Raw genomic sequence first — 26,989 nt, 5'->3', positions numbered from 1 at the left:
CGAGGATAACGATCGTGGTCGCCGCCGCGGACGGCGGCTCGCCCGGCCCGTCCCGACGATCACCGCAGGTGACGGAACCGGAGGCTCCGGTGACCGCGGGTGTCCGGCCGGTCCGGTGCGACGGACGCCGGCCCGGCAGGACCGGGTGGGCCGCGTAAGGTTTCGGACGTACCGCGGGAGCCCGCGCACCGAGGCTGAGAGGGCGGCAGGACCGGCCGCCGACCGTTCGAACCTGATCCGGGTCACACCGGCGTAGGGAGGCCGCTCCGTGCTGTCACGTGCTCTCCGTCCGCTCGCCGTCGCGCTGGCGCTCGCGCTGGCCCTGTCCGGCTGCGCCGCGGCCGACGGCTCCGGCGGCTCCGCCGGGGGCGGGCCGATCCGCGTCGCGCTGGACTGGACGCCGAACACCAACCACATCGGGTTGTTCGCCGCCCAGCAGGCGGGCTACTTCCGCGACGCCGGCCTCGACGTCGAGTTCCTGCCCTACAACCAGACCTCGCCGGACACCCTGGTCGGCTCCGGCGCCGCGGACTTCGGCATCGGCTTCCAGGACTCGTTCACGTTCTCCAAGGCCGCGGGCGCCGACATCACCTCGGTGATGGCGATCCTGCAGCACTGGGCCACCGAGATCGCGGTGCGCGCCGACCGCACCGACATCCGGTCCCCGCGCGACCTCGACGGCAAGGTCTACGCCGGGTTCGGCGGGCCCGGGGAGAACCAGAAGATGCAGGCCGTGATCCGGGCCGACGGCGGGCGCGGCGACTTCCGCACCGAGGTCCTGTCCACCGCCGCCTACGAGGCGCTCTACTCCGGCCAGGCCGACTTCACCGAGCCGTTCGTCAACGTCGAGGGCATCGAGGCGCAGCTGCGCGGCGAGCCGATCCGCACCTTCCGCTACACCGACTACGGCTTCCCGGACTCCTACAACGTGCTGCTGCTGGGCAGCTCGACCTGGCTGCGCGACAACCCCGACCGGGCACGCGCGTTCGTGCAGGCCGTCCAGAAGGGCTACGCGCTGGCCGCGCAGGACCCGGCGACCGCGGCCCGGATGCTCAAGGAGGCCAACCCCGGCGCGTTCACCTCCGACGCGCTGGTCGACCGGGGCGCGCAGATGCTCAGCGAGCGCTTCCTGCGCGACGCGCAGGGCCGCGTCGGGTTCCAGACCCCGCAGCAGTGGGCCGGGTTCTCCGGGTTCCTCTACGACACGGGCACCGTCGCGGGGCCGGACGGCGCCCCGGTGCGGCAGAAGCCGGACTTCTCGACCTGGTTCACCAACGACTACCTGGCACCGTGATCCGCCGGCTGTGGCCGGCCGCGGCGCTGGTCACCGCCCTGCTGGTCGCCTGGCAGGTCGCGGTCACTGTCGCCGGCACCCGCCCCCAGGTGCTGCCCTCGCCGCTGCGGGTCCTCGAGCAGGGCTGGGCGTTCCGGGCCGAGCTGTGGGCGAACACCCTGCCGACGGTCCAGGTGACGCTGATCGGGTTCACCGTCTCGATGGCGCTGGCCTGGGCGGCCGCGGTCGCGGTGGACTTCTCGCCGTGGCTGCGCCGGGCGCTGACCCCGCTGCTGGTGGCCTCGCAGACGCTGCCGGTGGTCGCGATCGCCCCGCTGCTCATCATCTGGTTCGGGTTCGGCCTGCTGCCGAAGGTGCTGGTCATCGCGCTGGTGACGTTCTTCCCGGTGGCGGTCGGGCTGATCGAGGGCTTCGCCGCGACCGACCGGTCCGCGACCGCGCTGCTGCGCTCGATGGGGGCCTCGCGCTGGCAGCGGTTCCGCTACGTGCGGCTGCCCGGGGCGCTGCCGTCGTTCTTCACGGCGCTGCGGATCGCGATCACCTACGCCGTCACCGGGGCGATCTTCGCCGAGTACGTCGGCGCCCGGGCCGGCCTGGGGATCTTCATGCAGCTGCAGAAGAACCAGTTCCGCACCGACCTGGTGCTCGCCGCCGTCGGCGTGACCGCGGTGCTGTCGGTGACGCTGTTCGCGCTGACCTTCCTGCTGCAGCGCCTGGTCACGCCGTGGTACGTGGCCGACCACGACGGACACGGTGCGCGGTGAAGGTCGTGGTGAGCGACCTGTCGGTCTCCTACGGCGACCTGTCGGTGCTGTCCGGGGTGAGCCTGGACGTCGCGCCGGGGGAGTTCGTGTCGCTCGTCGGGCCGTCGGGGTGCGGCAAGTCGACGCTGTTCGGGGCCCTGGCGGGCATCCTCGACGGGGCGACGGTGACCGGCGGGATCGAGGTCGACGGCGGCCCGGTGCGCGGCGCCCCGTTCGGCCTGATGCCCCAGCAGGACCTGCTGTTCCCGTGGCGCACCGTGCTCGACAACACCACCCTCGGGCTGGAGATCGCCGGCGTGGGGCGCCGCGAGGCCCGCGAGCGTGCCCGCGCGCTGTTCGAGCCGTTCGGGCTGGCCGGCTTCGAGGACGCCCGCCCCGGCGCGCTGTCGGGCGGCATGCGCCAGCGCGCGGCGCTGCTGCGCACCGTCGTCGGGGGGCGCGAGGTGCTGCTGCTCGACGAGCCGTTCGGCGCGCTGGACGCGCTCACCCGGACCGCGATGCAGGACTGGCTGGAGTCGGTGCGCGCCCGCTACGGCTGGACGACGGTCCTGATCACCCACGACGTGCGGGAGGCGGCCCTGCTCTCGGACCGGGTGCTGGTGTTCTCGCCGCGCCCGGCGACCGTGGTGCGGGAGGTCGTCGTCGACGCCGGGCGGCCGCGCAGCCGTACCGACCCGGCCCTGGCCGCCCTCGAGGCGGACCTGCTGGAGACCCTGCGCGGCTGACGCGGGCTCGCCCCCCGGCGGCGGGGGACCGGTCGCCGCCGCCCGCCCGCGACGGCAAGGTCTGTGGCCGTTCCGGATCGTGCCGCACGGCAACAAAGTCGATGTTCGTGACCGGATCGTGATGACGAAAGGGGAACTCAATCGATCCAGAAGGCTGTCGCGGAACCCGTCTCGCCCAATACGTTGGCGCTCGCAACATTCACCCGTTCGTGATCATGCGAGCGGTCCACAACGTCGTGGAGGGAGACCCCGATGGGGGCACGGAACACGGGGCGCGGTCCCCGGCTGCGTCGGGCGGTCGCGGCGGCGGGCCTCGGCCTGCTGCTGGCCGTCGCGGGCTGCGGACAGAACAGCGCGGGCGGCGGCGGGGAGGCCGCCGGCGGCGGCTCCGGCGGCGGGGTGAAGGTCGGGGTGATCCTCCCCGAGACCGACTCCTCGGCACGCTGGGAGGGCTTCGACAAGCCCATGCTGGACAAGGCGCTGCGCGCCCAGGGCATGGACCCCGACATCCAGAACGCCCAGGGCGACGAGCAGAAGTTCTCCACCCTGGCCGACGGCATGATCTCCAGCGGCGTCAAGGTCATGATCATCGCCTCGATCAGCAGCGACGGCGGCACCGCCGTCGCCCAGAAGGCCAAGGCCCAGGGCATCCCGGTCATCGACTACGACCGGCTCAACCTCGGCGGCGTCAGCGACTACTACGTCTCCTTCGACAACGAGAAGGTCGGCGCCCTGCAGGGCGAGGGCCTGGTCCAGGGCATCGGCAACAAGCCGGGCGCCCAGGTCATCGAGATCGAGGGCGCGCCGACCGACAACAACGCGACCCTGTTCTACAACGGCCAGCAGACCGTGCTCAAGCCCAAGTACGAGTCCGGGGCGCTGAAGCTGGTGCAGAGCCAGAAGATCGACAAGTGGGACAACCAGGTCGGCGGGACCACCTTCGAGCAGATCCTCACCGGTAACGGCGGCAAGGTCGACGGCGTCGTCGCCGCCAACGACGGCCTCGCCGGCGCCATCGTCACGGTGCTGGCCAAGTACGGTCTGAACGGCAAGGTCGTGGTCACCGGCCAGGACGCCACCGCCGACGGGCTCGCCGCGATCCTGCGCGGGGACCAGTACATGACGGTGTTCAAGCCGATCGAGCAGGAGGCCGAGGCCGCCGCGAAGCTCGCCGGTGACCTCGCCAAGGGCGACACCGCGGCCGCCGACGGCGTCGCCACCCAGACGGTCAAGGACCCGAAGGGCAACCGCGACGTCAAGTCGGTGCTGCTCGAGCCGCAGCTGATCACCAAGGACTCGGTCAAGAAGGTCACCGACGCCGGCTACGTCAAGGCCTCGGAGATCTGCAACACCGAGACCCAGGCCGCCTGCACCCAGCTCGGCATCAAGTAGGACCCGCAGCCGGACCGGGCCGCGGCGGAGACCTCGCCGCGGCCCGGCCGACGCCCACGTGGAAGGTGCCCGAAGTGGCCGACCCCATCCTCTCCCTGCGCGGTGTGTCGAAGAGCTTCGGCGCCGTGCAGGTCCTGCACGACGTCGACCTGACCGTGCGCGCCGGCGAGGTCACCGCGCTCGTCGGCGACAACGGCGCGGGCAAGTCCACCCTGGTCAAGTGCGTCGCGGGTATCCACCCGATCGACTCCGGCGAGGTCCTGTTCGAAGGGGCGCCGGTGACCGTCGCCGGCCCGTCGGACGCCTCCCGGCTCGGCATCGAGGTCGTCTACCAGGACCTCGCGCTGGCCGACAACCTCGACATCGTCCAGAACATGTTCCTCGGCCGCGAGCGCGGCCGCTCCTGGATGCTCGACGAGGGCTCGATGGAGCAGGCCGCCCGCGACACCCTCGCGTCGCTCTCGGTCCGCACCGTCACCTCGGTCCGGACCCCGGTCGCGTCGCTGTCCGGCGGGCAGCGCCAGACCGTCGCCATCGCCAAGGCGGTCCTCTGGGACTCGCGCGTCGTGCTGCTCGACGAGCCGACCGCGGCGCTCGGCGTCGCCCAGACCCGCCAGGTGCTCGACCTCGTGCGACGGCTGGCCGAGCAGGGCCTCGGCGTCGTGCTCATCAGCCACAACATGGCCGACGTGTTCGAGGTGTCCGACCGGATCGCCTGCCTCTACCTCGGCCGGATGGTCGCGCAGGTCCCGACCCGCGAGGTCACGCACTCCGACGTCGTCCAGCTCATCACCGCGGGCCGCTCCGGCGAGCTCGGGCTGCCGCGGCCCGAGCAGGCGGTGACCTGATGGCCCCCCACCCCGACCCGTCCGGCCCCGCCGGCCCGGGAGGAGACACCGTGACCGACCGGACGCCCGCGCCCGAGCAGGAGCAGAGCGCGGCCCGCCGGGCGAACCCCGGTAACCGGGCCGCCGACTTCGGCATCGACACCACCGCCCGCACCACCCGCGAGGCGATCACGGCCTACCTGCGCGGGCTGCGCGGCGGTGACCTGGGCTCGCTGCCGGCGCTGCTCGGCCTGGCCGCGCTGTTCGTGCTGTTCAGCGTGCTGGACTCGGGCGGCACCTTCCCGAGCCTGCTCAACCTGGCGAACCTGCTCCAGCAGGGCGCCGGCCCGACCATCATCGCGATGGGCCTGGTGTTCGTGCTGCTCACCGGGGAGATCGACCTGGCCGCCGGTACGGCGTCCGGGCTGGCGGCGGCGCTGATGGCGCTGCACCTGATGAGCGACGGCAACGTGCTCGGCGCCACCGGCACCACCGTGTTCGTGCTGCTCGTGGCGGTGATGCTGGCCGGTGCGGTGCTCGCCGCGCTGGTCCGGGTGTGGGCCGGGTCGGTGATCAGCCTGCTCACCGCGGTCGTGCTCGTGATCGGGGTCCCGGCGAACGCGTTCACCGTGATGGGCCTCGCCGTCGGCGTCGGAGTGGTGATCGGCTGCCTCACCGGGTTCCTCGTGGCCCGGATCGGGATGCCGTCGTTCGTCGTGACGCTGGCGTTGTTCATCACGTGGCAGGGCGTGATCCTGCAGCTCATCGGCGACGGCGGCACCATCGCGCTGCGCGACCCCTTGATCAACGCCGTGGCGAACGGCAATCTCTCGGTCACGGCGTCCTGGGTGCTGTTCGTGGTCGTCGCCGGCGGCTACGCGGCCGTCCAGGTGGTGCGCCTGCGGACCCGGCTGCGCGGCGGGCTGGTCGCGCCGCCGACGGGGCTGGTCGCACTCAAGATCGGAGCGGTGGTGGTGCTCGGCGGGCTGGTGACCTTCGCGCTGGTGCAGGACCGCTCGCCCGGCGTCATCTCGATCGCCGGCATCCCCTACGTCGTCCCGATCGTGCTGGTGCTGCTCGTCGCGGGCACCTGGGTGCTCGACCGGACCCGCTTCGGCCGCCACGTCTACGCCGTCGGCGGCAACCGGGAGGCCGCGCGCCGGGCCGGCATCGACGTCGCCCGCATCCGGGCGTCGGTGTTCGTCATCTCCACCGCCTTCGCCGCGATCGGCGCGATCGTCTACTCGTCGAAGATCGGGTCGGTGAACCCGGCGGCCGGTGGCGGCAACACCCTGCTGTTCGCGGTCGGCGCCGCGGTCATCGGCGGTACGTCGCTGTTCGGCGGCCGCGGCCGGATCAGCAACGCCGTCATCGGCGGCACGGTGCTGGCCACGGTGCAGAACGGTCTGGGCCTGCTCAAGCAGCCCGCGGCCGTCGTGTTCGTGGTGACCGGCCTGGTGCTGCTGCTCGCGGCCGGTGTCGACGTGGCGTCACGGCGCCGGGCGGCGGCCACCGGCCGGTGACATGACCCAGCCCGGATCGGGGACCCGACCCGACGACGCGCGCCGGCACAACCGGGCCGTCCTGTTGCGCCGGCTGCACGTCGAGGGGCCCTGCACCCGCGCGACGCTGGCCGGTGAGCTCGGCCTCAACCGCAGCACGATCAAGGCGGTGGTCGACGGGCTCGCCGAGGCGGGCGTCGTCACCGAGGCCGTCCCGGCCCAGCGCTCCGGGGCCGGGCGGCCGTCGCTGCTGGTGCTGCCCGACCCGCAGGCGGCGGTGGTGCTCGCCGTCGACATCCGGGTCGAGCAGGTGGCGCTGGCGATGGTCGGCATCGGCGGCCAGATCCTCGGTCGGCACAGCTGGAACCTGCACCGCACCACCCGGCTGCCCGGCGAGGTGATCACCCACCTCGCCGAGTCCGCCGCCCTGCTGCGCGACGAGCTGGGCGTCGCCGAGCAGGCGGTCGGGGTCTCGGTGCCCGGCGTCGTGCGGCGCTCCGACGGCTTCGTGCACGAGGCGCCCAACCTCGGCTGGCGCGACGTCGAGCTGGGCGCCCGGCTCGCCGCCGTCCTGGCCCGCCCGGTGCAGGTCGCCAACGACGCCGAGGCCGGCGCGCTCGCCGAGCACCTGCGCGGGATCGGCCGCGACGTCGCCGACATGGTCTACCTGTCGGCCGACGTCGGCGTGGGCGGTGGGGTCGTGTCCGGCGGGCAGCCGCTGCGCGGCACCGGCGGCTACGTCGGCGAACTCGGCCACCTCATGGTCCGCCCGGACGGGCGGGAGTGCTTCTGCGGCTCGCACGGCTGCTGGGAGACCGAGGTCGGTGAGCCCGCGCTGTGCCGCGCGCTCGGCCTGCCCGAGGACACCCCGCGCGGGGTGCTCGTCGCGGAGCTGCGCGACCTGGCCGTCGTGCCCGGCCGGGCCGACCGGCTGCTGGAGGGCTACGCCGGGTGGATGGCCGCCGGGCTGGTCACGGTGGTGAACATGCTGGCCCCCGAGCTCGTGGTGCTGGGGGACCTGTTCGGGGCGCTGCCGTCGTCGGTGGTCGAGCGGGTCGGCTCCGAGCTGCGACGGCGCAGCCTGGTCAGCCGGGCGGCGGGCGGGACCCGGATCGCGGTGTCCCCGCTCGGCCGCGACGGCGCGCTGGTGGGCGCGGCCGAGCTGGCGTTCGAGCCGGTGCTGGCCGCGGTGTGAGGGTCAGGCGAGCAGGCCCGCCAGCTCGGGCAGCGCGCCGACGGTGAACGTCGGCGGGGTCAGGTACCCGGGCCAGGTGTCGCCGTGGCGGTCCAGCCAGGCCGTCGCCATCCCGACCCGGGCGGCGCCGTGCAGGTCCCACGGGTGCACCGCCACCAGCACCGCCTCGGAGGCTGCGACCCCGCAGGTCGCCAGCGCGTAGGAGTAGGAGGCGGGCGCGGGCTTCCAGATCCCGGCGTCCTCCACCGACAGCACGGCATCGAACTGCCCGCGCAGGCCGTGCCCGCCGAGCAGCCGCTCCGCGACCGACGGGGACCCGTTCGACAGCGTCACCAGCCGCAGCCCCGCGGCCCGCAGCGCGGCGACCCCGCCGTGCACGTCGTCGTGCACCGGCAGCTCCAGGAACCCCTCGACGACGTGCCGTGCGCCCGCGTCGGGGTCGGCGACGCCGTGCCGGCGCAGCAGCCCGGCCGCGGTCGCCGTCGCCAGCTCGGCGAAGGTCGTCAGCTCCCCACCGGTGGCCTGCGCCATGCCCTCGCGCAGGGTCGCGGCGAACCACAGCGGCCCGAGCCACTCCGGGGCGCCCAGCGCGGCGAACCGGGCCCCCATCGGGGTCAGGTCCGACAGGGTCTCGTTGACGTCGAACACCACGGTCGTGATCGCCATCCCCCTACCCTGACGGGTGTGAGCGCTCCCCGCACGGTGCTGGTCCTCGGCGGTACGACCGAGGGGCGGGCCGCGGCCGCCGCGCTGGCCGGCCGGGACGACGTCCGGGTCGTGTCGTCGCTGGCCGGGGCGGTGCGCAGCCCGGCCCTGCCCGACGGCGAGGTCCGCATCGGCGGGTTCGGCGGTGCCGAGGGGCTGGCCGCGCACCTGCGCGCCGAGCGGGTCGCGGCGGTGCTCGACGCCACCCATCCGTTCGCCTCGACGATGACCGCGAACGCGGCCGCCGCCTGCGCGGGGACCGGGGTGCCGCTGGTCGTGCTGCGCCGGCCGGGCTGGACGCCCGGGCCGGGGGACCGGTGGCACCGGGTCGCCTCGGTCGCCGCCGCCGCGGCCGCGCTGCCCGGCCTGCTCCCCGGCCCGGCCGGGCGGGTCCTGCTGACGACCGGCCGCGGGGGACTGGCGCACTTCGCGGGTGTCGACGCGGCGTTCTGGATCCGCGCGGTCGACCCGCCCGACGGCCCGCTGCCCGCCCGGCACGAGCTGCTGCTCGACCGGGGCCCGTTCGCCCTCGACGACGAGCGCGCCCTGTTCGAGGCCGTGGTCCCGCACGTGCTGGTCACCAAGGACTCCGGCGGCGCGGCGACCGCGCCGAAGCTCACCGCGGCCCGGGAGCGCGGGGTGCCGGTCCTCGTCGTCGACCGGCCGCCGCTGCCCGGCGGGGTCGCGGTGGAGCCCACGGTGGACGCGGCGCTGGCCCGGCTGCTCGGGGACTGATCACCAGGGGACCGGCTCGCCGGTCCAGTCGACGAAGGTGCCGGTCGGGTCGCCGTCGGGGGCCAGCAGGAGCCGCACCGCGCCGGCGGCGGCCTCGGCCGGGTCCCCGGCGGACGCGGCCGCGCGGGCGTTGAGGTTGGTCGCCCGCAGCCCCGGGGCCAGCGCGTTCACCGCGATCCCGGCGTCGGCGAGCGCCTGGGCGTAGGACACGGTGAGCGCGTTCAGCGCCGTCTTCGACGACCGGTAGGCCACCGCACCCCCGCCCGTGCGGTGGTCGAACTGCCGGTTCGGGCCGGTGCTCCAGGTCAGCGACCCGGTCCCGCTGGAGAGGTTGAGGATCCGCGGGTGCGCCGAGCGCCGCAGCGCGGGCAGGAACGCGTTGGTCACCGTGACGACGCCGAACACGTTCACCTCGTAGATCCGGCGCAGCTCCTCGGCGGTCGACTCCGGGGCCGTCGCGAACGAGTCGCCCAGCCCGGCGTTGTTCACCAGCAGGTCCACCCGCTCGACGGCGGCGGCCGCCGCCGCGACCGAGGCCGCGTCGGTCACGTCCAGTGCGAGCGGCCGGGCGCCCGCGCCGAGCGCGGCGACCGCGTCCGCACCGCGGCCGGCGTCGCGGGCGCCGACGTACACGGTGAGCCCCGCGGCCAGCAGCCCGCGGGCGATCTCGAACCCGATCCCGCTGTTCGCGCCGGTGACGACGGCGACGTCGCCCGCACCCGGTCCGGTCGGCTCGGTCATGACGGTCTCCAATCCCAACTCCAACGATGGCGTTGGAGATGAGCGTACGCCGCCTCGCTACCGTGCGGGGCATGGCCTGGGACACCGAGGGGACGCGCCGGCGGCTGAAGGACGCGGCCACGGCCGAGTTCGCCGAGCGCGGCCGCGAGGGCACGACGATGAGCCGCATCGCCGCCCGGGCCGGGATCAACAAGGAGCGCCTCTACAGCTACTTCGGCGACAAGCAGGCACTCTGGGACCTCGTGCTGGCCGAGCAGCTCGAGCTGCTCGCCGCCGGTGTCCGCGCGACCGGGACCGGCCTCGACGACGTGGGCGAGTTCGCCGGGGCCACGTTCGACCACCACGCCGACCACCCGGTGCTCGCCCGGCTGCTGCAGTGGGAGGGCCTGGACGGCACCGGGCGCGTCGCCGGGCGGGAGGGGCGCAGCCGGCACTACCGGGAGAAGGTCGAGCGGTTCGCGGCCGCACAGCGGGCCGGCACCATCGACGACGGCCTCGACCCGGCCCACCTGGTGTTCGCGCTGATCGCGCTGGCCGCATGGTGGCACACGGTGCCCCAGCTCGCCTCGATGCTGACCGGTGCCGAGCCCGGTGATCCGGCCGAGCGGGCCGCGCGCCGGGCCTTCGTCGTGGAGGCCGCCCGGCGGCTCGCCGCGCCGCGACGGTCCCCGGCCGACGGGCCCGGCCCGGGTCAGGTGTAGCGGCCGGGGTCCAGCTCGTCGATCTCGAGCCGCAGGCCGTCCGCCGGTCCGGGGGCGGGCGGGGCTCAGGGCAGGCCGACGAGGATCCCGCCCGGCTCGGGGGCCGCGGCCAGCGCCCCGGCGAGGGCGTCCAGCCCGGTCCGCCGGGTGACCAGCCGGCCCGGGTCGAGCCGCCCGTCGGCGACGAGTGCCATCAGCTCCGGGTAGTCCGCGGCGGCCATGCCGTGGCTGCCGGTGACGGTCAGCTCGTGCGCGATCATCAGCGGCACCGGCACCACCGGCTCCCGAGTGAGCAGGCCGACCTGCACCAGCGTCCCCTGCCTGCGCAGCGACCGGACGCCGAGGTCCAGGGCGTCCGCGCGGCCCGCGGCCTCCACCGCGAGGCGGGCGCCGCCGCCGACGGCCCCGCGCACCGCGTCCGGGCCGTCCGCGGTGTCCACGGCCGCGACCGCGCCCAGCTCGACCGCCCGGGCCCGCGCCGCGGGCGAGGGGTCCGCGACGACCGCCTCGGCACCCAGCGCCGACGCGATCAGCACCGCGGCCAGCCCGACCCCGCCCGCCCCGAGCACGAGGACCCGCTCGCCGGCCTCCAGTCCGCCGCGCCCGACCAGCGCCCGGTGCGCGGTGGCGACCCGGCAGCCGAGCAGCGCGGCCCCGGCGGCGTCGGCGTCGTCGGGGACCGGCACCAGGTTGTGGTCGGCGTGGTGCAGCGCGACGAGCTCGGCGAAGGACCCGTCGTGGGTGAACCCGGGCTGCTGCTGGTGCGGGCAGACCTGCGCGCGGCCCGCCCGGCAGTCCGGGCAGACCCCGCAGCCGCAGACGAACGGCGTCGTGACCCGGTCACCGGCCCGGAACCGGGTGACCCCGGCGCCGGTCGCGACCACGTGCCCGACCAGCTCGTGGCCGGGCACGTGGGGGAGCGTCACGTCACCGTCGTGCCCGGCCCAGGCGAACCGGTCGCTGGCGCACAGCCCGGTCGCCTCCACCCGCACGACCACCCCACCCACGGGCGGGGTGGGATCCGGCAGGTCCACGACCTCGGGCGGTGCGCCGAACGCGGTGATCCGTACTGCTCGCATGGGGATGATCCTCTCAGGCCCGATATGCTCGCCGTCCGAGGGAAAGGGGTGGTGCGGTGTACGCCGCGATCCTGTTCGACATGGACGGCACGCTGGTGGAGTCCGACGAGGCGGTCGCCCGCTCCTGGGCGGCCTGGGCGCGCGAGTACGGCGTCGCCGGGGCGGACCTGGTCCGCGTCGCGCACGGGGTGCCCAGCGACGGCACGATCCGGCTGCTGCGCCCGGACCTGTCCGGTGCGGCACTCGACGCCGCCGCGACCCGCCAGCTGGAGCTGCAGTACGACGACCTCGACGACGTCGGCGCGCTGCCCGGGGCACACGCCCTGCTCGCCGCCCTCGACGCGGCGCGGGTCCCGTGGGCCGTCGTGACCAGCGCCGACCGGCGGCTCGCCGCGGCCCGCCTCGGCGCCGCCGGGATCGACGCGCCGGTGCTCGTCGCCCGCGACGACGTGCGGCACGGCAAGCCGGACCCGGAGGGCTACCGCGCCGCCGCGGCCGCGCTCGGGGTGGACCCGGCCGCCTGCCTGGTCGTGGAGGACGCCGAGGCCGGGCTCGCCGCCGGCCGGGCCGCCGGCGCGGCGACCGCGGCGCTGCGGGGCCTCGACGGGGACCTGCGCCCCGCCGGCCTGCCGGAGCTGACGGCCCTGCTGGGGCTCGCCGACGCGGTCAGACCGGCCGGGTCATGACGACCAGACCCGGGCCGGGATCGCCGTCGGCGACGAACCCGGTCCGGACGTAGAAGGCGATCGCCCGGGCGTTGCCCGGCTCCACCTTCAGCGACAGCGTGGCCGAGCCCAGCTCGCGCGCGGCCGCGACGACGGCGTCGACGAGCGCGTCGGCCAGCCCGGTCCCGCGCGCGTCGGGATGGACCCACATGCCGTAGAGCTGCCCGTCGCCGTCGTCACCGGTCCGCCAGCAGGCGGTGCCGACCGGCCGGTCGCCGTCGAAGGCGCCGAAGCGGACGTGCTCGGCCAGGACCGCCCGCCAGGCGGCCGGTTCCATGGCCGCCTGCTCGCAGTAGAAGTCGCTGTCCTCACCGAAGCCGTCCCGTACCGAGGCGAGCCGGGCCGCGCGGGCCGGCTCCCAGTCGTCGGGCCCGAAGCGCCGCACCTGCAGTTGCACGGCGTGACGCTAGCGCGGAACCGGTAGCCGTCACGATGTCGACAACCGGCGGATGTGATCAGTCGGTCGTCGTGCCGCCGGGGCCGTAGTGCCGGGGGGTGAACACGACGGTCGCGCCGCCGCGCTCGACCGCACGGGTCGTCGACGAGCCGACCACCACCAGCGTGCGCATGTCGACCTGATCCGGGTCCAGCTCGCCCAGGGTGGTGACGACGATCCGCTGCCCGGCACCGCCGACGTCGCGGCCCAGCACCACCGGGGTCTCCGGTGCACGGTGCTCCAGCAGCACGTCACGGGCCGCGCCGACCTGCCACGGCCGGGCCTTCGAGCGCGGGTTGTAGATCGCGATCGCCAGGTCCGCCGCGGCCACGGCACGCAGCCGGTCCGCGACCACGTCCCACGGCTTGAGCCGGTCCGACAACGAGATCAGGGCGTGGTCGTGCCCGAGCGGGGCACCGACGGCGGCCGCCACGGCCTGGGCCGCGGACATGCCGGGCAGCACCCGGACCGGGACGTCGTGGTACTTCGGCTCCGCGGCCACCTCCAGCACCGCGGTCGCCATCGCGAACACCCCCGGGTCCCCGGCGGAGACGACGGCGACCCGCCGCCCCGAGGCGGCCAGGTCCAGCGCGTGCGCCGCCCGCTCGGACTCGACCTTGTTGTCCGAGGCGTGCCGGGTCTGACGCGGGTTCGGCGGCACCCGGTCCAGGTAGGGGCCGTAGCCGACGAGGTCGTCTACCTCCGACAGGGCGCGGGCGACCTGCGGGGTCAGCCAGTCCCGCCCGGCGGGACCGGTCCCGACCACGACGACCTCACCCGGCCCGCGCACCGACCGCTCCTCGGCCGCCGCGCCGCCGGGCTCCGCGACGGACGCGACGGCCTCCTCGGGCACCGAGGCGGCGACCTCGCCGGGGACCAGGGCGATCGCGAAGTAGGGCACGTCCGAGGGGTCCACGTCGGACAGCGCACCGGTCCGCTGGCCCTCCATCGTGGCCCGCTCGACGTAGCGGGCCCGGTCGAGCACGCCGGCGTCGGCCATCGCCCCGCGGACCGTGGTGAAGGTGCGCCCGAGCTTCATCACCGCCGCCGAGTCGGTGCCCGCGAGCCGCCGCGCCAGCTCCTCGCGGGGCAGCGTGCCCGGCAGCACGGTGAGCACCTCGTCGCGCTCCACCAGCGGCTGCCCGATCGCCGCGGCGGCGCCGCTGATCGAGGTGACGCCCGGGACGACCTCGGTCGGGTAGCGCCCGGCCAGCCGCTTGTGCATGTGCATGTAGGAGCCGTAGAAGAGCGGGTCGCCCTCGGCGAGCAGCACGACGTCGCGGCCTGCGTCGAGGTGCGCGGCGAGCCGGGCGGCGGCCTCGGTGTAGAACGCGTCGATCGCGCCCTGGTAGCCGCCGGGGTGGTCGGTGGCCTCGGTGGTGACCGGGTAGACCAGCGCCTCCTCGATCGCGGTGCCCGACAGGTGCGGCTCGGCGATCCGGCGCGCGATGGAGCGCCCGTGCCGGGCGGAGTGGTAGGCGATGACGTCGGCGTCGCGGACGAGCCGGGCGGCCTTGATCGTCGTCAGCTCCGGGTCGCCGGGGCCGAGCCCGACGCCGTACAGGGTGCCGGTCACGCGATGATCTCCTGTTCGTGGGCCAGCGCGTTCAGCGCCGCCGCGGTGATCGCCGACCCGCCACGACGGCCGTGGACGACGAGGTGCTCCAGGTCGGTCCGCTCGGCGAGGGCGGCCTTGGACTCGGCGGCGCCGATGAACCCCACCGGGATGCCGATGATCGCGGCCGGGCGGGGTGCGTCGCCGCGGTCGATGAGGTCCAGCACGTGGAACAGCGCGGTCGGGGCGTTCCCGATCGCGAGCACCGCGCCCTCGAAGCGGTCGGCGAGCAGCTCCAGCGCGGCCGCGGACCGGGTGTTGCCGATCCGGCGCGCGTGGTCGGGCACCCGGGCGTCGCGCAGCAGGCAGAGCACCTCGTTGTCCGCGGGCAGCCGGGCGGCGGTCACCCCGGAGGCGACCATCATCGCGTCGCACAGGATCGGGGCACCGGCGCGCAGCGCGGCGCGGGCGGCCGCGACGACGCCGTCGGAGGCGGCGATGTCGTCGACGAGGTCGACCTGGCCGCAGGCGTGGATCATGCGGACGGCGATGTCGTCGACGCCGGGCGGGAGCCCGGAGAGGTCGGTCTCCGCGCGGATCGTCGCGAACGAGCGGCGGTAGATCTCGTTGCCGTCGGTGATGTAGTCGTACCCGCTCAGCGGAGCACTCCTGTTCTTCCGTCGATGCGATAGGTGTCCGCCCCGGTGGCGACGGCATCGATGTGCGGTGTGTGCGGGGCGCCGCAGCGGCGGGCGCATCCCACGACGTGCATCGGCCGGTCCGGGCCGCCGCGCCGGACCAGGCTCCGGGCGTCGGCGCGGACGTCGGCGAGGGACTTCGCGCAGCCCGGCGACCCGGCGCAGGCGCTGACCCGCAGCGCGGGGTGCCCCGGGTCGACGACGAGCCCCGCCGCCGCCAGCCGGGCCGCGGCACCGGGGGCGGGGGTGGGCAGGACGAGGGTGCGCCACGGGGTGACCAGCAGCTCCGGGGCCTCCTCGGCCAGCAGGTCCAGCTGCCCGGCCGACAGCTCCCCGAGCACCGGCGCCACCCCCAGCGCCCCGCTCCCCAGGGCCCCGACGAGCACCGGGCCGGGCGCCGCGGGCGTGGCGTCGGCGTCCCGGGGGCCCGCCGGACGCGACGGCCGGTGCCCGCGCAGCCGGGCCGGGATCCCGGTCGCGGCCCCGGGCAGCTCCGCGGCGCGCCAGGCCCGCGCGGAAGGGTCGGCGGTGTGGGCGGCCCGCAGGTCGAGGAACGCCGCGGCCGCGTCGAGCAGCAGTTCCGGAGCCTCGGCGGGGGGACAGGACAGGCCGGTCGCGGCGCCCGCCACGACCAGCTCGCCCCCGTCGGAGCCCCGCGCCCGCCAGCACAGGTCGGGACGCTCCGCGGCGACGTCGCCGCGGCCGTCGTCGAGGGCGAACAGGAACCGGCCGGGCAGCGCCGACAGCGCGGGGCGCGCGCACAGGCCGCGGTCGAGCGCGGTGGCCAGGCCACGGACGTCGGCGAGGCCGCCGTCGATCCCCGACAGCGGGGAGGCCAGCACGTTCCGGACCCGCTCGTGGGTCGTCGACGGCAGCAGCCCGGCCGCCGTCAGCCGCTCCACCGGGCGCGGGTCGGCCGGGTCGAGGCCGCGCAGCTGCAGGTTCCCGCGCGAGGTCAGGTGCACCGCGCCGTCCCCGGCGTCGCGGGCCAGCGCCGCGACCGCCCGCAGGCCCGCCGCGGTGACGGTCCCGCCGGGCAGCCGGACCCGCGCCAGGGCCCCGTCCGCCGCCGCGTGCGGTGAGACGACGCCGGGGCAGGCGTCGGCGCGGGTACGGGTGGTCGGCGACGGCACGCCGGACACTGTAGGCATCCGCGACGGGCGGGGGGACCCGTCGGGGCGGCGGTCACACCTCGTCAGGTGTTCAGGTCACGGCAGGTACCGGCGGGCACCGGAGTAGGTCGCGTCGAACCGCACCGGGGTCACCCGGACCGGGGTGGCCGCGTCGAAGGCCTCGATCATCGTGCCGTCGCCGGCGTACATCGCGACGTGCGTCGCGGGGGAGTTCCAGAACAGCAGGTCACCGGGCCGCAGGTCGGCGGGGTCGTCGACCGGGCGCCCGCCGCGGGACTGGTCGGAGGCGTCCCGCCCGACGGTGATCCCGTGCAGGGCGTAGGACAGCCCGGTCAGCCCCGAGCAGTCCGGGCCGAACCCGGAGCGCCCGCCCCACAGGTAGGGGCGGTCCAGGAACAGCCGCGCGGTCGTGACCATACCCTCTCCGGTCGGGGAGGGCGGGGCCCCTCCGCGGAGCTCACCCGCCGCCAACCACGCCTGGCCGCCGCCGGGCAGCGCGACCCGGACCGCGTCGCCCGCCTCGCCGACGACCGGCAGCCGGGTGCCCACGCTGACCTCGCGCAGCCGCTCGGTGCGCGCCGCGTCGCGGTACAGCCAGGCCGTCGCGACGCCGTCGACGGTGCCGGTGGGCGCCCCCGCGGCGAGCGCGCCGAACGCGGGGTCGTCGACGAGCTGGACCGCGGGGACCCAGCCGGGGTAGCCGCGGCCGTCCTTGCCCGACGGCTGGCCGGGCACGACGACCCGCGCCCAGCCGTCGCGGCGCTCGGTCACGGTCACCGGGGCGCCGAGCAGCGCCTGGGTCTGGGTGCGCGAGGCGGTGGTGAGCTCGCGGCGGTCCGCGCTGCTCATCGACCCCATCCACGCGGCCGGGTCGGCCGGGGCGGCGACGGCGGCCCGGTCCCGCGGGCGCGGGCTGTCCGGGGAGGTCCACACGGTCGCGACCGACACGGCGACGAAGGTGTGCCCCGGTCCGTCGGCGGCCGCGGGCAGGGCGACCGCGGGCAGGACGGCGCAGCCGAGCACCGCGGCGAACAGGACGGACAGGACACGGGGCACGGCGGGGACTCTCGACAGCCGGGTGCGCCGGGGCAAGCAGCCACACCGCCGGGTCACCACGACGGGTGGAGTGGCCCCGCCCACACGGGTGGGTTCTGATGGTGCGGTGCGCCCCCACCGGATCACCGCGGCCGTCGTGACGGTGCTGGCCCTGCTCCTGGCCGGCTGCGGTGCGGGCTCGCGCACCCCGGCCGCGACGGCGACCCTCGTGCCGTGCGAGTTCCCGCCGCCCGCGCAGAGCCTCGACGTGCGGGTGCTGGCCTACAACTCCTCGGCCGTCGACCCGTTCACGAACACGATGGTCCGCAGCTGCTCGAGGAACGGCGTGACGCTGCGCCACGAGCCGATCGACTTCGCCGGGCAGACGCAGAAGACCATCGCGACGCTGTCCGGGCGCTACGGCACCTACGACATCGTCGAGACCTACGGGCTGGTCGTGCCGCAGTTCGCCGCGACCGGGAAGCTGCGCCCGCTCGACGACCTCGTCGCCCGGTACCGCGAGGAGTACGGCCTGGACCGGCTGAGCCCGGAGATGCTGGCGGCGCTGTCCTACGACGGGAAGCTCTACGGGCTGCCGACCATGGCCCAGCCGTTCACGCTCGTCTACCGCCGCGACGTGTTCGACCGGCTCGGCCTCGCCCCACCCCGCACCTTCGCCGAGCTGCGCGAGGTCGCGGCGCGGGTGCAGCGCGACGGCGGGATCCGCTACCCGCTGGCGCTGCCGCTGCTCGCGAGCGCCGACATCGCCACCGCCTACGACGCCGCGCTCGGCTCGCTCGGCACCGACTACGTCGACCGCGACACCGGCCGGCCGAACTTCACCACCCCGGCCGCGGCGCGGGCGTTCACCGAGCTGCGGTCGCTGCTGCCGTTCATGGACCCGCAGGTCACGACGTTCGCCCAGCCCGCGGTGCAGCAGCAGATGTACAACGGCTCGGCCGCGATCGCGATCATGTACAGCGGCCGGATGTTCGACCTGGTGCAGGAGCGCAACAGCCGCTTCTCCCGGGAGTTCGCGTTCGCCCCGCCGCCGTCGGTCGCCGGTGGCGACGTGCTCTACAACTCGCTGTCGGTCGACGGCTGGGCGATCCCGGCCAACACCGAGGTCGACCCGGACCTGCTGTTCCGGTTCCTGGCCGCGTCGGTGGGGCCCGAGTCGGCGCGCGCGGCGGTGCCCGCGGCGTTCCCGTCGCGGCTGGGCAGCGTGACGCCGGCGAGCAGCCCGTTCGCGCCGGCGCAGCTGGCGGCGCTGGGGAAGGCCCCGCCGCCCGAGCCGTTCCCGTGGACCTCGCGCATCTCGGTCGCGACGCGGCCGGTGGTGGCCGACGTGCTGGCCGGGCGGGTCTCCGTGGAGCAGGGGCAGCAGCGGATGCAGGACATCGCGACGGCGATCGTCGCCGAGTACCGGGAGGTGGGCTGAGCCGCCCGGACGTCGTCCGGCCCTTGTCAGGTCCGGCCCACGACTTCTAGTGTATGCGTATGCACCTCACTGAAGCGGACCTGCGGCGTATCGGCTCGCCCGTCACCGTGGCGAAGGCGCCGGCCGTCGCCGACAGCGCGGACCTGCGCGACCCGGCCGTGGTCGCCACCGTCTCGGAGATGCTGCGCGCCATCTCCGCAGGCGGGATGGACGCGGTGCTGCGCTACGCCCGTGACCTCGACGGGTTCACCGGCTCCGACCTGCTCGTCGGTCCCGCCGAGCTCGCCCGGGCCGGGGACGAGCTGCCCGCGGACCTGCGTACGGCGCTCGACGCGGGAGCCGACCGGACACGCCGGTTCGCCGGGATGCAGCGTGCGCGGCTGCAGGACTTCGAGGAGGAGGTGCTGCCCGGGGTCGTGTGCGGGCAGCGACTGGTCCCCGTGCAGAACGTCGGTGCCTACCTCCCCGCGGGCCGGTTCCCGCTGCTGGCCGGCGCGTTCATGACCGTCGGCGTGGCCGGGGTCGCGGGCGTGCCGAACGTCGTCGCGGCCACCCCGCCCTCGCGCGACGGCCGCCCGCACCCGGCCGTGCTCTACGCTGCGCACATCAGCGGTGCCGACGCGGTCTACGCCGTCGGCGGTGTGCAGGCGCTCGCGGCCATGGCGTTCGGGCTGCTCGACGGGACGCCCTCGGACATGATCGTCGGCGCCGGCAACGCCTATGTGGCCGAGGCCAAGCGCCAGCTCTACGGGCAGGTGGGCATCGACGTGCTGGCCGGGCCGTCGGAGGTCGCCGTGATCGCCGACGACACCGCCGACGCCGCGACCGTCGCCGCGGACCTGCTGGCCCAGGCCGAGCACGGACCGACCTCGCCGGCATCCCTGGTCACGACCTCCGGTCGGCTCGCCGAGGAGGTCCCGCGGGAGGTCGAGAAGCAGCTCGCGGGACTGGCGACCGCTCCGATCGCCGGGGCGGCCTGGCGGGACCACGGCACGGTCTACCTGGCACCGGACCGGGAGACGGCCGCCCGGGTCATGGACACCCTCGCTCCGGAGCACCTCGAGGTGATCGCCGAGGACCTCGACTGGTGGCTGGGCCGGCTGCGCAACTACGGATCGCTGTTCCTCGGCCCGCACTCGACGGTGGCCTACGCCGACAAGGGCATGTCCGGTACCAACCACGTGCTGCCGACGACCCGGGGCGCGCGCTACACCGGCGGGCTGTCGGTGGCCGGCTTCCTCAAGCAGCTGACCTACCAGCGGGCGACCCGCGGGGCGACGCGCGCCCAGGCCGGTCCGACGGTCACCGTCTCGGACTTCGAGCAGCTCGTCGGGCATCGTGACAGCGCCCGCATCCGACTCGACGCACTCCGGGACTGATTGCGCATGCGTATGTACCGTGGGGGCGCTTCCGGCGGCCGTGGCGCCCGTCCGCCGATGGTCGCGGTGGTGGTCACCGTCGTCCTGCTGCTCGCAGGGTGCGGCGCCGGGTCGCGGACCCCCGCCGCCACCGCCACGCTCGTCCCGTGCGACTTCCCACCGCCACCGTCGTCGGTGGACGTCAACGTCCTGGCCTACAACTCCTCGGCGATCGACCCGTTCACCAACTCGATGGTGCGCAGCTGTTCCAAGGACGGGGTGACCCTGCACCACGAGCCGGTCGACTACGCGGGCCAGTCGCAGAAGACGACGGCCACGCTGGCCGGGCGCTACGGCACCTACGACATCCTCGAGACCTACGGCTTCGTCGTCCCGCAACAGGCCTCGACCGGCAAGCTGCACCCGCTCGACGACCTGATGAGCCGCTACGGCGCGCAGTTCGGGCTCGACCGGCTCGACCCGCAGATGCGCGCGGCGCTGTCCTACGACGGGAAGCTCTACGGCATCCCGATGCAGGCGCAGACCTTCGTCATGGCCTACCGCCGCGACGTGTTCGACCGCCTCGGCATCACCCCGCCGCGGACCTTCGCCGAGCTGCGCGAGGTCGCAGGCCGCATCCAGCGCGACGGCGGGATCCGCTACCCGCTGGCGCTGCCGCTGCTGGCGAGCTCGGACGTCGCGACGGCCTACGACGCGGCACTGGGCTCGCTGGGCACCGACTACGTCGACCGGGACACCGGCCGCCCGAACTTCGACACCCCGCAGGCCGCGACGGCCTTCACCGAGCTGCGGTCGCTTCTGCCGTTCATGGACCCGCAGGTCACGACGTTCGCCCAGCCCGCGGTGCAGCAGCAGATGTACAACGGCTCGGCCGCGATCGCGATCATGTTCAGCGGCCGGATGCTCGACCTCACCCAGCCGTCGAACAGCCGGTTCGCGACCGACTTCGCGTTCGCCCCACCGCCGTCGGTTGCCGGCGGGGACGTCCTTTACAACGCCCTGTCGGTGGACGGCTGGGCCATCCCGGAGAACACCGAGGTGGACAAGGACCTGCTGTTCCGGCTGGTCGCCGCGTCGGTGGGGGAGGAGTCGTCGCGGGCCGCTGTGCCCGCGGCGTTCCCGGCCCGCGAGGGCATGGTGACCCCGGCGAGCAGCCCGTTCGCCGCGGCCCAGCTCGACGCGATCGGCCGGGCGTCCCCGCCGGAGCCGTTCCCGTGGACCTCCCGGATCAGCAACGAGACCCGCCCGGTCGTCGCCGACGTGCTGGCCGGACGGACGACGATCCCGGACGGTCAGCAGCGGATGCAGGAGATCGCCACCGCGATCGTCGCCGAGTACCGGCGCTGACCCCTTCCCACCACCCACGAGAGCGAGGTGAGGCGATCATGCGCAGGCGCGAGTTCCTGGGACTGGTCTCCCCGAGCCTGCTGGTGATGCTCGGCCTGCTGCTGTTCCCGCTCTACAAGACCGTGGAGTGGAGCCTGCAGCGGGTCAACTACGGCGAACCCGGCACCTTCCTCGGCCTGGACAACTACGCCCAGGCCCTGTCCGACCCCCGGCTCGGGCGGGCGGTGCTGTTCACCGTCGGCCTGACCGTCGCCGTCGTCGCCGTCCTGCTGGTCGGGGGCTACCTGCTCGCCGTGCTGGTCAACGGGCTCGGCCGGTCCCGCCCCTGGGTGCTCGGCGTGCTCCTGGTGTCCTACGTCGTGCCCAACGTCGTCGGCGCGACGATGTTCTCCTGGCTGTTCGACTCCAACTTCGGCGGCGTCGTCGACTACCTGATCACCGAGCTCACCGGGGCCGAGATCCTCTGGTTCACCGAGCCGTGGGCGAACCGGGTGATGATCGGTCTCAACACGGTCTGGTTCATGCTGCCGTTCGCCATGCTGGTGATCCTCGCCGGGTTGCAGGGCGTCCCGGGGGAGATCGTCGAGGCGGCCCGGATCGACGGCGCCACCGGCTGGCGGGTGCACTGGCACGTGATCGTGCCGAGCATCCGGGGCGTCCTCACCTTCGTCTCGATCATCTCGATCATGGACGTGCTGCGGACGTTCGACCAGCTCGTCCCGCTCTCGCCGCAGGCACCGCAGATCGGCAACGAGTCGATCATGCTCTACATCTACAACATCGCCTTCCAGGACGGCGGCCAGCAGCTGGGGCTCGGCAGCGCGATCAACGTGCTGCTGATCGTCCTGATCGTGCTGTTGCTCTCCCCGTTCATCCGGGACATGGCCAAGGAGGCCCGCCAGTGAGCAGCGTGCAGACCGCCCCGCCCGCCACCACCCCCGGCCCGTCCGATGACACCGGCCCCGCCCCGGCCCGCCGCCGCCCACGCGGGCGGACCGTGCTGGTCGGCGGCCTGCTGCTGGTGATCTGCTGGGTGATGCTGAGCCCGGTGCTGTGGACGGCCATGTCGGTCACCAAACCGACCGACGTCGCCTTCCTCGACCCGCCGGTGTTCACCTGGGAGCCCACGTTCACCGCGTTCGTCGACCTGTGGCAGACCACCGAGTTCTACCGATATCTGCTCAACACGCTGGTGGTCGCCCTGATCAGCACGGTGGTCGCGCTGCTCATCGGCATCCCGGCCGCCTACGCGCTGTCGCGCTACCCGGGCTGGGTCTCGGTCGCGCTGCTCATCGCCGCGCTGATCTTCCGCGCGCTGCCCCGCTTCGCGGTCGTCCTGCCGATGTACGAGCTGTCGCGCTCGCTGGGGATCTACGACACGACCTTCGCCGTCGCCGCCGCACTGGTGGCGATCAACCAGCCGTTCTCGATCTGGCTGCTGCGCAACTTCTTCGCCGAGATCCCCAAGGAGCTCGACGAGGCCGCGATGCTCGACGGTTGCAGCCGGTTCCAGATCTTGTGGCGCGTCATGGTGCCGCTGATGGGGCCGGGCATCCTGACCGCGGGGATCTTCATGTTCCTGTTCGCGTTCCAGGAGTACCTGACGGCGAACGTCCTCACCGACGTCGTCGCCCGCACCGTCCCGGTCTTCATCGCCACCCAGCTGGGCCAGACGCTGCCGATGCTGCAGCAGGCCGGCGCCGCCGCGATCCTGCTGACCCTGCCGGTGATCGGGTTCGCCTTCGTCGCCCAGCGCTACCTGGTGGCCGGGCTGGGCGCGGGCTCGGTCAAGGGCTGAGCGGTGTCCGACACCCCGCCGCTGGTCCTGCTGCCGGGCATGAACTGCTCGGCGCGGCTGTGGGGCCCGGCGGGGGCCGGGGCCCTGCACCCGGTGCTCGACCGTCCCGACCTCGACGGGCAGGTCGACGCGCTGCTGGCCGCGTTGCCCGACCGGTTCGTCCTCGCCGGGCTCAGCCTGGGCGGCATCGTCGCGATGGCGCTGACCCGACGGGCCCCGGACCGGGTCGTCGGGCTGTGCCTGATGGCGACCAACGCCCGTCCGCCGACGCCCGGGCAGCGCGCGGGCTGGGCCGCTGCGCTCACGCGGCTCGACGACGGCGCCCCCGCCCGCGCCCTGCAGCCCCTGGAGCTGCTGCTGCACGACCGGTCGCACGACGACACCGCACTGCGGATGGCCGACGAGACGGGGGCGCGGCGGCTCGCGGCCCAGCTGCGGCTGCAGGACACCCGGGTCGACGAGCGCCCCGCCCTGGCCACCGTCGCGGTTCCGACCCTGGTGCTCGCCGGGGAGCGGGACCGGTTGTGCCCGGTCGAGCGGCACACCGAGATCGCCGGGCTGGTGCCGGGCGCCCGGCTGCACGTGCTGCCGGGCGCCGGTCACCTGCTCCCGGTCGAGGCCGCGGACACGGTGGCGACGCTGACGGGGGACTGGCTGGCCGAGGTGCACCGGTAGCTCCGCCCGCTGATCGATGAGCCCGACGCCCGGGCAGTGGCCCCGTGGTCGCGTGCTGATCCGACGCCCGCGCGGTGATCGGAGGTCGGGAGCTGAGGCGCCCACCTGTCCGCACGATCAGCACGAGCGAGGGTTCCGGTGCCGTCCATGGCACCGGAACCCTCGCTCGTGGCGATCACGCCGGCTCAGCCCGTCGCCGCGGCCAGCTCCCGGAACGACGCCATCATGACCGCGGTCAGGTTGTAGACCACCAGCTGCGCCCCACCCGCGAACGATGCCGCGGCCGCATCCGCCGAACCCGCCAGGTCGACCCGTACGGCGTCCCGGACCGCCGGGTCGGCGCGCACCGACTCCAGCATCCCGGCGACGGACGGGTCGGTGCCCGTGCAGGACGCACCCAGGTCCGCGACGCCGACGAGCCAGCCGTCGATCCCGTCCACGCCGACGATCTCCCCGGCGCGCGCGAGGGCGCCGGGCGACTCCAGCATCGCCACGACCAGCACGTCCTCGGCCGCCGCGCGATGCTGCTCGGCGGTGACGCTGCCGAACCTCCCCGCCCGCGGGTAGGTCGCGAATCCCCGTGTGCCGTGCGGGGGATAGCGCAGCGCCCGCACCAGTGCCGTGGCCTGTGCGGCGTCCTCCACGTGCGGGGCGACGATCCCGCGGGCGCCCTGGTCGAGGGCGCGCTGGGCCAGGTGGTGCTCGTCCTCGCCGGGGCGGACGAGCACCGGCAGGCCGTGTGCGTCGGCGAACGCGATGTGGGTGCGCAGCATCGACACGTCGGCCGGCCCGTGCTCGCAGTCGATCAGCACGAAGTCCAGGCCGGCGACGGCGAGCATCTCCACGATCTCCTCGCAGGGCATCCGCACCAGCGCCCCGGCGAGCCGCTCCCCGGCGGCGACCCGCGCCCTCACGCGATCATCCCGGCGGACAGGTCGACGTCGGCGCCGGACAGCCCCGGCATGGCGAGCATCGCGACGACGGCCGCGCCCACCTCGTCGGCGGTGATCATCCGGCCGAGCGCGGCCCGCCCGACGAACGCCGCACGCGCCGCGGCGACGTCGGTGCCGGTCCGCTGCGCCTCCAGAGCGAAGTTCCGGTCCATCCGGTCGCCCTCGACGGGGCCGGGGGACAGCGCGTTGACCCGCACCCCGGCCGGTCCGGCCTCGAACGCGAGCGTCGAGGTCAGTCCGAGCACCGCCGTCTTCGACGCGCAGTAGGGCGTGCGCCGGGCCAGCGGCCGCTTGCCGGACACCGAGGCCACGTTGACCACGTCGCCGTCGCCGCGGTCGAGCATCGGGGGCAGGAACGCCCGGCACACCAGGTAGGTGCCGCGCACGTTCACCGCGAACACCTCGTCCCACTCCTGCGGGGTCACCTCGACCAGCGGGGCCACCGGACCGGCGATCCCGGCGTTGTTGACGACGATCGAGACCTCCTCGTCGGCGAGCCGGGCCGCCAGGTCCGCGACGGAGTCCGGGTCGGCGACGTCGCACACCTCGGCCCGGGCGGCGGGCCCGAGCCGGGCCGCGGTCGCGGCGAGGGCGTCGGCACGCCGCCCGGCCAGCACGACCCGCGCCCCGGCACGGGCCAGGTGCGACGCGATCGCCGCACCCAGCCCGCTGCCGCCGCCGGTCACCAGCGCGATGCGGCCCGTGACCGGTCGGCTCACGACCCGGCCGCCGGTGCGGCCGGGGTGGCGGCCGTGACGTCGTCGAGCCAGCCGAACCGGTCGCCGCCGTGCCGCCAGGCCCGCAGGTCCCCGGAGCGGGCGTGCCCCTCGAACAGCTCCACCCGCGACGCGCGCCCGCACACCCGGCCGAGCTCGGCGCTCGCCGCGGGGTCGCGGACCTCCTGGTAGGTGCAGGTCTTGAGGTACTTGCCGACCCACAGCCCGCCCGTGTAGCGCGCGGCACCGAGCGTCGGGAGCACGTGGTTCGTGCCGATCACCTTGTCCCCGTAGGACACGCAGGTGTTCTCCCCGAGGAACAGCGCACCGTAGTTGCGCATCCGCTCCAGGGCGTCGCGGGGCTCGGCGGTGAGGACCTGGACGTGCTCGGAGGCGAGGTCGTCGGCGACCCGCCACATCTCGTCGGCGTCGTCGCAGACCACGATCCGGCCGTGGTCGTACCACGCGGGCCCGGCCAGGTCGTTCGTGGGCAGGCCCGGCAGCAGCCGCCCGACCAGGTCGAGCACGGCCCGGCCCAGCGTCGCGGAGGTCGTGACGAGCACGGCGGGGGAGTCCGGGCCGTGCTCGGCCTGCGACAGCAGGTCGACGGCGACGGTCAGCGGGTCCGCGGTGTCGTCGGCGACGACGAGGATCTCGGTGGGACCGGCGAACAGGTCGATGCCGACCTCGCCGAAGAGCTGCCGCTTCGCCTCCGCCACATAGGCGTTGCCCGGCCCGGCCAGCATGTCGACCGGGGAGACCGACTCGGTGCCCAGCGCCATCGCCGCGACGGCCTGGACCCCGCCGAGGACGTGGATCTCGTCGGCGCCGGCCAGGTGCATCGCCGCCACCGTCGCCGCCGGGACCTCGCCGCGGATCGGGGGCGTGCACGCGACCACGTGCGGCACCCCCGCGGCCTTCGCGGTCACGATCGTCATGTGTGCCGACGCCGTCAGCGGGTACCGCCCACCGGGCACGTACGCACCCGCCGAGCCGACCGGGACGTGCCGGTGCCCGAGGACCACGCCGGGCAGGGTCTCGACCTCGACGTCGTGCAGGGACTCCCGCTGCACCCGCGCGAACCCGCGTACCTGGTCCTGCACGAACCGGATGTCGTCGACGACCTGCTGCGGCAGCGACGCGACCAACTCGTCGACCCGCGCGGGGGTCAGGCGCTCCGGGGCGCGGCCGTCGAACCGGTCCGCGTACTCCCGCACCGCCGCGTCGCCGCGTGTCCGTACGTCGTCCACGATCGCCCGCACCCGTGCGGCGACGCCCTCGTCGCTGCGACGCGGAGCCGACCCCGTCGCGCTCTTCAGTTCCTGCGGCATTCCGTCCTCCCTGGGCATAGCATACGTATGCGCTACGGCTCAGCAGTGAACGGCGGTGACGCGCCGCTGTCAAGGGTGCGGCCCGGGGCGCACTAGGCTCGGCGCGC

General features: G+C 74.9%; 27 protein-coding genes. 16 read left to right on the top strand and 11 right to left on the bottom strand.

What is annotated here, in order from left to right:
- Positions 1-268: 268 nt before the first annotated feature.
- The 7 genes from DMP17_RS15040 (at position 269) to DMP17_RS15010 (ending at position 7,699) form a co-directional block, all read left to right on the top strand.
- Entirely contained in the window at positions 269-1,294 is a 1,026-nt protein-coding gene (locus DMP17_RS15040; RefSeq protein ID WP_337829861.1) for an ABC transporter substrate-binding protein, read from the top strand.
- Positions 1,291-2,058: an ABC transporter permease gene (locus DMP17_RS15035; protein WP_226365552.1), complete on the top strand. Its 768-nt coding sequence runs from the start codon at positions 1,291-1,293 to the stop codon at positions 2,056-2,058. Before DMP17_RS15040 ends, DMP17_RS15035 begins: the two co-directional genes overlap by 4 nt.
- Positions 2,055-2,783: an ABC transporter ATP-binding protein gene (locus DMP17_RS15030; RefSeq protein ID WP_337829860.1), complete on the top strand. Its 729-nt coding sequence runs from the start codon at positions 2,055-2,057 to the stop codon at positions 2,781-2,783. The genes DMP17_RS15035 and DMP17_RS15030 overlap by 4 nt, the downstream gene beginning before the upstream one ends.
- A 252-nt stretch (positions 2,784-3,035) precedes the next feature.
- Positions 3,036-4,175, top strand: coding sequence for a sugar ABC transporter substrate-binding protein (locus DMP17_RS15025; protein ID WP_337829859.1), 1,140 nt, complete (start codon positions 3,036-3,038; stop codon positions 4,173-4,175).
- Positions 4,176-4,249: 74 nt separating this feature from the next.
- Positions 4,250-5,023, top strand: coding sequence for an ATP-binding cassette domain-containing protein (locus tag DMP17_RS15020; RefSeq protein ID WP_100880336.1), 774 nt, complete (start codon positions 4,250-4,252; stop codon positions 5,021-5,023).
- Positions 5,023-6,525: a sugar ABC transporter permease gene (locus DMP17_RS15015; protein WP_443217888.1), complete on the top strand. Its 1,503-nt coding sequence runs from the start codon at positions 5,023-5,025 to the stop codon at positions 6,523-6,525. Before DMP17_RS15020 ends, DMP17_RS15015 begins: the two co-directional genes overlap by 1 nt.
- Position 6,526: 1 nt before the next feature.
- Complete coding sequence (locus DMP17_RS15010) at positions 6,527-7,699, top strand: ROK family protein (protein WP_337829858.1); 1,173 nt, start codon at positions 6,527-6,529, stop codon at positions 7,697-7,699.
- 3 nt (positions 7,700-7,702) lie between these two features.
- Here the strand turns inward: DMP17_RS15010 and DMP17_RS15005 are convergent, their stop codons facing one another.
- Positions 7,703-8,365, bottom strand: a complete 663-nt coding sequence (locus DMP17_RS15005) for a haloacid dehalogenase type II (RefSeq protein WP_226356400.1) — start codon at positions 8,363-8,365, stop codon at positions 7,703-7,705.
- Between the two features lie 18 nt (positions 8,366-8,383).
- Between DMP17_RS15005 and DMP17_RS15000 the strand changes: the two genes are divergently transcribed.
- Positions 8,384-9,139 (top strand): cobalt-precorrin-6A reductase, encoded by a 756-nt coding sequence (locus tag DMP17_RS15000; RefSeq protein ID WP_226365547.1) that lies wholly within the window; start codon positions 8,384-8,386, stop codon positions 9,137-9,139.
- On the opposite strand, the gene DMP17_RS14995 is transcribed toward DMP17_RS15000, so the two are convergent.
- On the bottom strand, positions 9,140-9,880 hold the full coding sequence (locus DMP17_RS14995) for an SDR family NAD(P)-dependent oxidoreductase (protein WP_337829857.1): 741 nt from the start codon (positions 9,878-9,880) through the stop codon (positions 9,140-9,142).
- A gap of 71 nt (positions 9,881-9,951) precedes the next feature.
- Here DMP17_RS14995 and DMP17_RS14990 point away from each other — a divergent pair, with 71 nt between their 5' ends.
- Positions 9,952-10,581, top strand: coding sequence for a TetR family transcriptional regulator (locus DMP17_RS14990; RefSeq protein WP_337829856.1), 630 nt, complete (start codon positions 9,952-9,954; stop codon positions 10,579-10,581).
- 65 nt (positions 10,582-10,646) lie between these two features.
- Here the strand turns inward: DMP17_RS14990 and DMP17_RS14985 are convergent, their stop codons facing one another.
- Positions 10,647-11,660 carry an alcohol dehydrogenase catalytic domain-containing protein gene (locus tag DMP17_RS14985; RefSeq protein ID WP_337829855.1) on the bottom strand — a complete coding sequence of 338 codons (1,014 nt, stop codon included), beginning with the start codon at positions 11,658-11,660 and terminating at the stop codon, positions 10,647-10,649.
- A 56-nt stretch (positions 11,661-11,716) separates the two neighbouring features.
- Here DMP17_RS14985 and DMP17_RS14980 point away from each other — a divergent pair, with 56 nt between their 5' ends.
- Positions 11,717-12,346 (top strand): HAD-IA family hydrolase, encoded by a 630-nt coding sequence (locus tag DMP17_RS14980; RefSeq protein WP_226365544.1) that lies wholly within the window; start codon positions 11,717-11,719, stop codon positions 12,344-12,346.
- Here the strand turns inward: DMP17_RS14980 and DMP17_RS14975 are convergent.
- The 5 genes from DMP17_RS14975 to DMP17_RS14955 all read right to left on the bottom strand — a co-directional run bounded on the left by DMP17_RS14975 (position 12,327) and on the right by DMP17_RS14955 (position 17,263).
- Entirely contained in the window at positions 12,327-12,782 is a 456-nt protein-coding gene (locus tag DMP17_RS14975) for a GNAT family N-acetyltransferase (protein WP_337829854.1), read from the bottom strand. The genes DMP17_RS14980 and DMP17_RS14975 overlap by 20 nt on opposite strands.
- Before the next feature lie 58 nt (positions 12,783-12,840).
- Positions 12,841-14,397, bottom strand: a complete 1,557-nt coding sequence (locus tag DMP17_RS14970) for a precorrin-2 C(20)-methyltransferase (RefSeq protein WP_337829853.1) — start codon at positions 14,395-14,397, stop codon at positions 12,841-12,843.
- On the bottom strand, positions 14,394-15,035 hold the full coding sequence (locus DMP17_RS14965) for a precorrin-8X methylmutase (RefSeq protein WP_062404674.1): 642 nt from the start codon (positions 15,033-15,035) through the stop codon (positions 14,394-14,396). Before DMP17_RS14965 ends, DMP17_RS14970 begins: the two co-directional genes overlap by 4 nt.
- Positions 15,032-16,207 (bottom strand): nitrite/sulfite reductase, encoded by a 1,176-nt coding sequence (locus DMP17_RS14960; protein WP_226356408.1) that lies wholly within the window; start codon positions 16,205-16,207, stop codon positions 15,032-15,034. Before DMP17_RS14960 ends, DMP17_RS14965 begins: the two co-directional genes overlap by 4 nt.
- A gap of 75 nt (positions 16,208-16,282) precedes the next feature.
- On the bottom strand, positions 16,283-17,263 hold the full coding sequence (locus tag DMP17_RS14955) for a C40 family peptidase (RefSeq protein WP_337829852.1): 981 nt from the start codon (positions 17,261-17,263) through the stop codon (positions 16,283-16,285).
- A gap of 106 nt (positions 17,264-17,369) precedes the next feature.
- Here DMP17_RS14955 and DMP17_RS14950 point away from each other — a divergent pair, with 106 nt between their 5' ends.
- The 6 genes from DMP17_RS14950 to DMP17_RS14925 are packed head-to-tail and all read left to right on the top strand — an operon-like array spanning position 17,370 to position 23,882.
- Positions 17,370-18,683 (top strand): ABC transporter substrate-binding protein, encoded by a 1,314-nt coding sequence (locus DMP17_RS14950; RefSeq protein WP_226356410.1) that lies wholly within the window; start codon positions 17,370-17,372, stop codon positions 18,681-18,683.
- A 59-nt stretch (positions 18,684-18,742) separates the two neighbouring features.
- Positions 18,743-20,062 carry a histidinol dehydrogenase gene (hisD, locus tag DMP17_RS14945; protein ID WP_337829851.1) on the top strand — a complete coding sequence of 440 codons (1,320 nt, stop codon included), beginning with the start codon at positions 18,743-18,745 and terminating at the stop codon, positions 20,060-20,062.
- Between the two features lie 6 nt (positions 20,063-20,068).
- Positions 20,069-21,409, top strand: a complete 1,341-nt coding sequence (locus DMP17_RS14940; protein ID WP_337829850.1) for an ABC transporter substrate-binding protein — start codon at positions 20,069-20,071, stop codon at positions 21,407-21,409.
- Between the two features lie 38 nt (positions 21,410-21,447).
- The gene (locus DMP17_RS14935; RefSeq protein WP_060712432.1) at positions 21,448-22,314 is read left to right on the top strand and encodes a carbohydrate ABC transporter permease; all 867 of its coding nucleotides are present in this window, start codon (positions 21,448-21,450) and stop codon (positions 22,312-22,314) included.
- A complete protein-coding gene (locus tag DMP17_RS14930; protein WP_337829849.1) occupies positions 22,311-23,207 on the top strand; it encodes a carbohydrate ABC transporter permease in 897 nt (298 codons plus the stop codon). Before DMP17_RS14935 ends, DMP17_RS14930 begins: the two co-directional genes overlap by 4 nt.
- Positions 23,208-23,210: 3 nt before the next feature.
- The gene (locus DMP17_RS14925; RefSeq protein WP_337829848.1) at positions 23,211-23,882 is read left to right on the top strand and encodes an alpha/beta fold hydrolase; all 672 of its coding nucleotides are present in this window, start codon (positions 23,211-23,213) and stop codon (positions 23,880-23,882) included.
- 185 nt (positions 23,883-24,067) lie between these two features.
- Here the strand turns inward: DMP17_RS14925 and DMP17_RS14920 are convergent, their stop codons facing one another.
- From DMP17_RS14920 to hisD (DMP17_RS14910), 3 genes are read right to left on the bottom strand one after another with little or no spacing between them, the layout of a single operon-like run.
- Positions 24,068-24,796 carry an HpcH/HpaI aldolase family protein gene (locus tag DMP17_RS14920; RefSeq protein ID WP_337829847.1) on the bottom strand — a complete coding sequence of 243 codons (729 nt, stop codon included), beginning with the start codon at positions 24,794-24,796 and terminating at the stop codon, positions 24,068-24,070.
- Positions 24,793-25,554: an SDR family NAD(P)-dependent oxidoreductase gene (locus tag DMP17_RS14915; RefSeq protein WP_226356416.1), complete on the bottom strand. Its 762-nt coding sequence runs from the start codon at positions 25,552-25,554 to the stop codon at positions 24,793-24,795. Before DMP17_RS14915 ends, DMP17_RS14920 begins: the two co-directional genes overlap by 4 nt.
- Positions 25,551-26,882: a histidinol dehydrogenase gene (hisD, locus tag DMP17_RS14910; protein ID WP_337829846.1), complete on the bottom strand. Its 1,332-nt coding sequence runs from the start codon at positions 26,880-26,882 to the stop codon at positions 25,551-25,553. The genes DMP17_RS14915 and hisD (DMP17_RS14910) overlap by 4 nt, the downstream gene beginning before the upstream one ends.
- Positions 26,883-26,989 lie beyond the last annotated feature (107 nt).

This window comes from Pseudonocardia sp. TMWB2A, from assembly GCF_017312135.1.
This window is presented reverse-complemented; position numbering and strand designations above follow the sequence as displayed.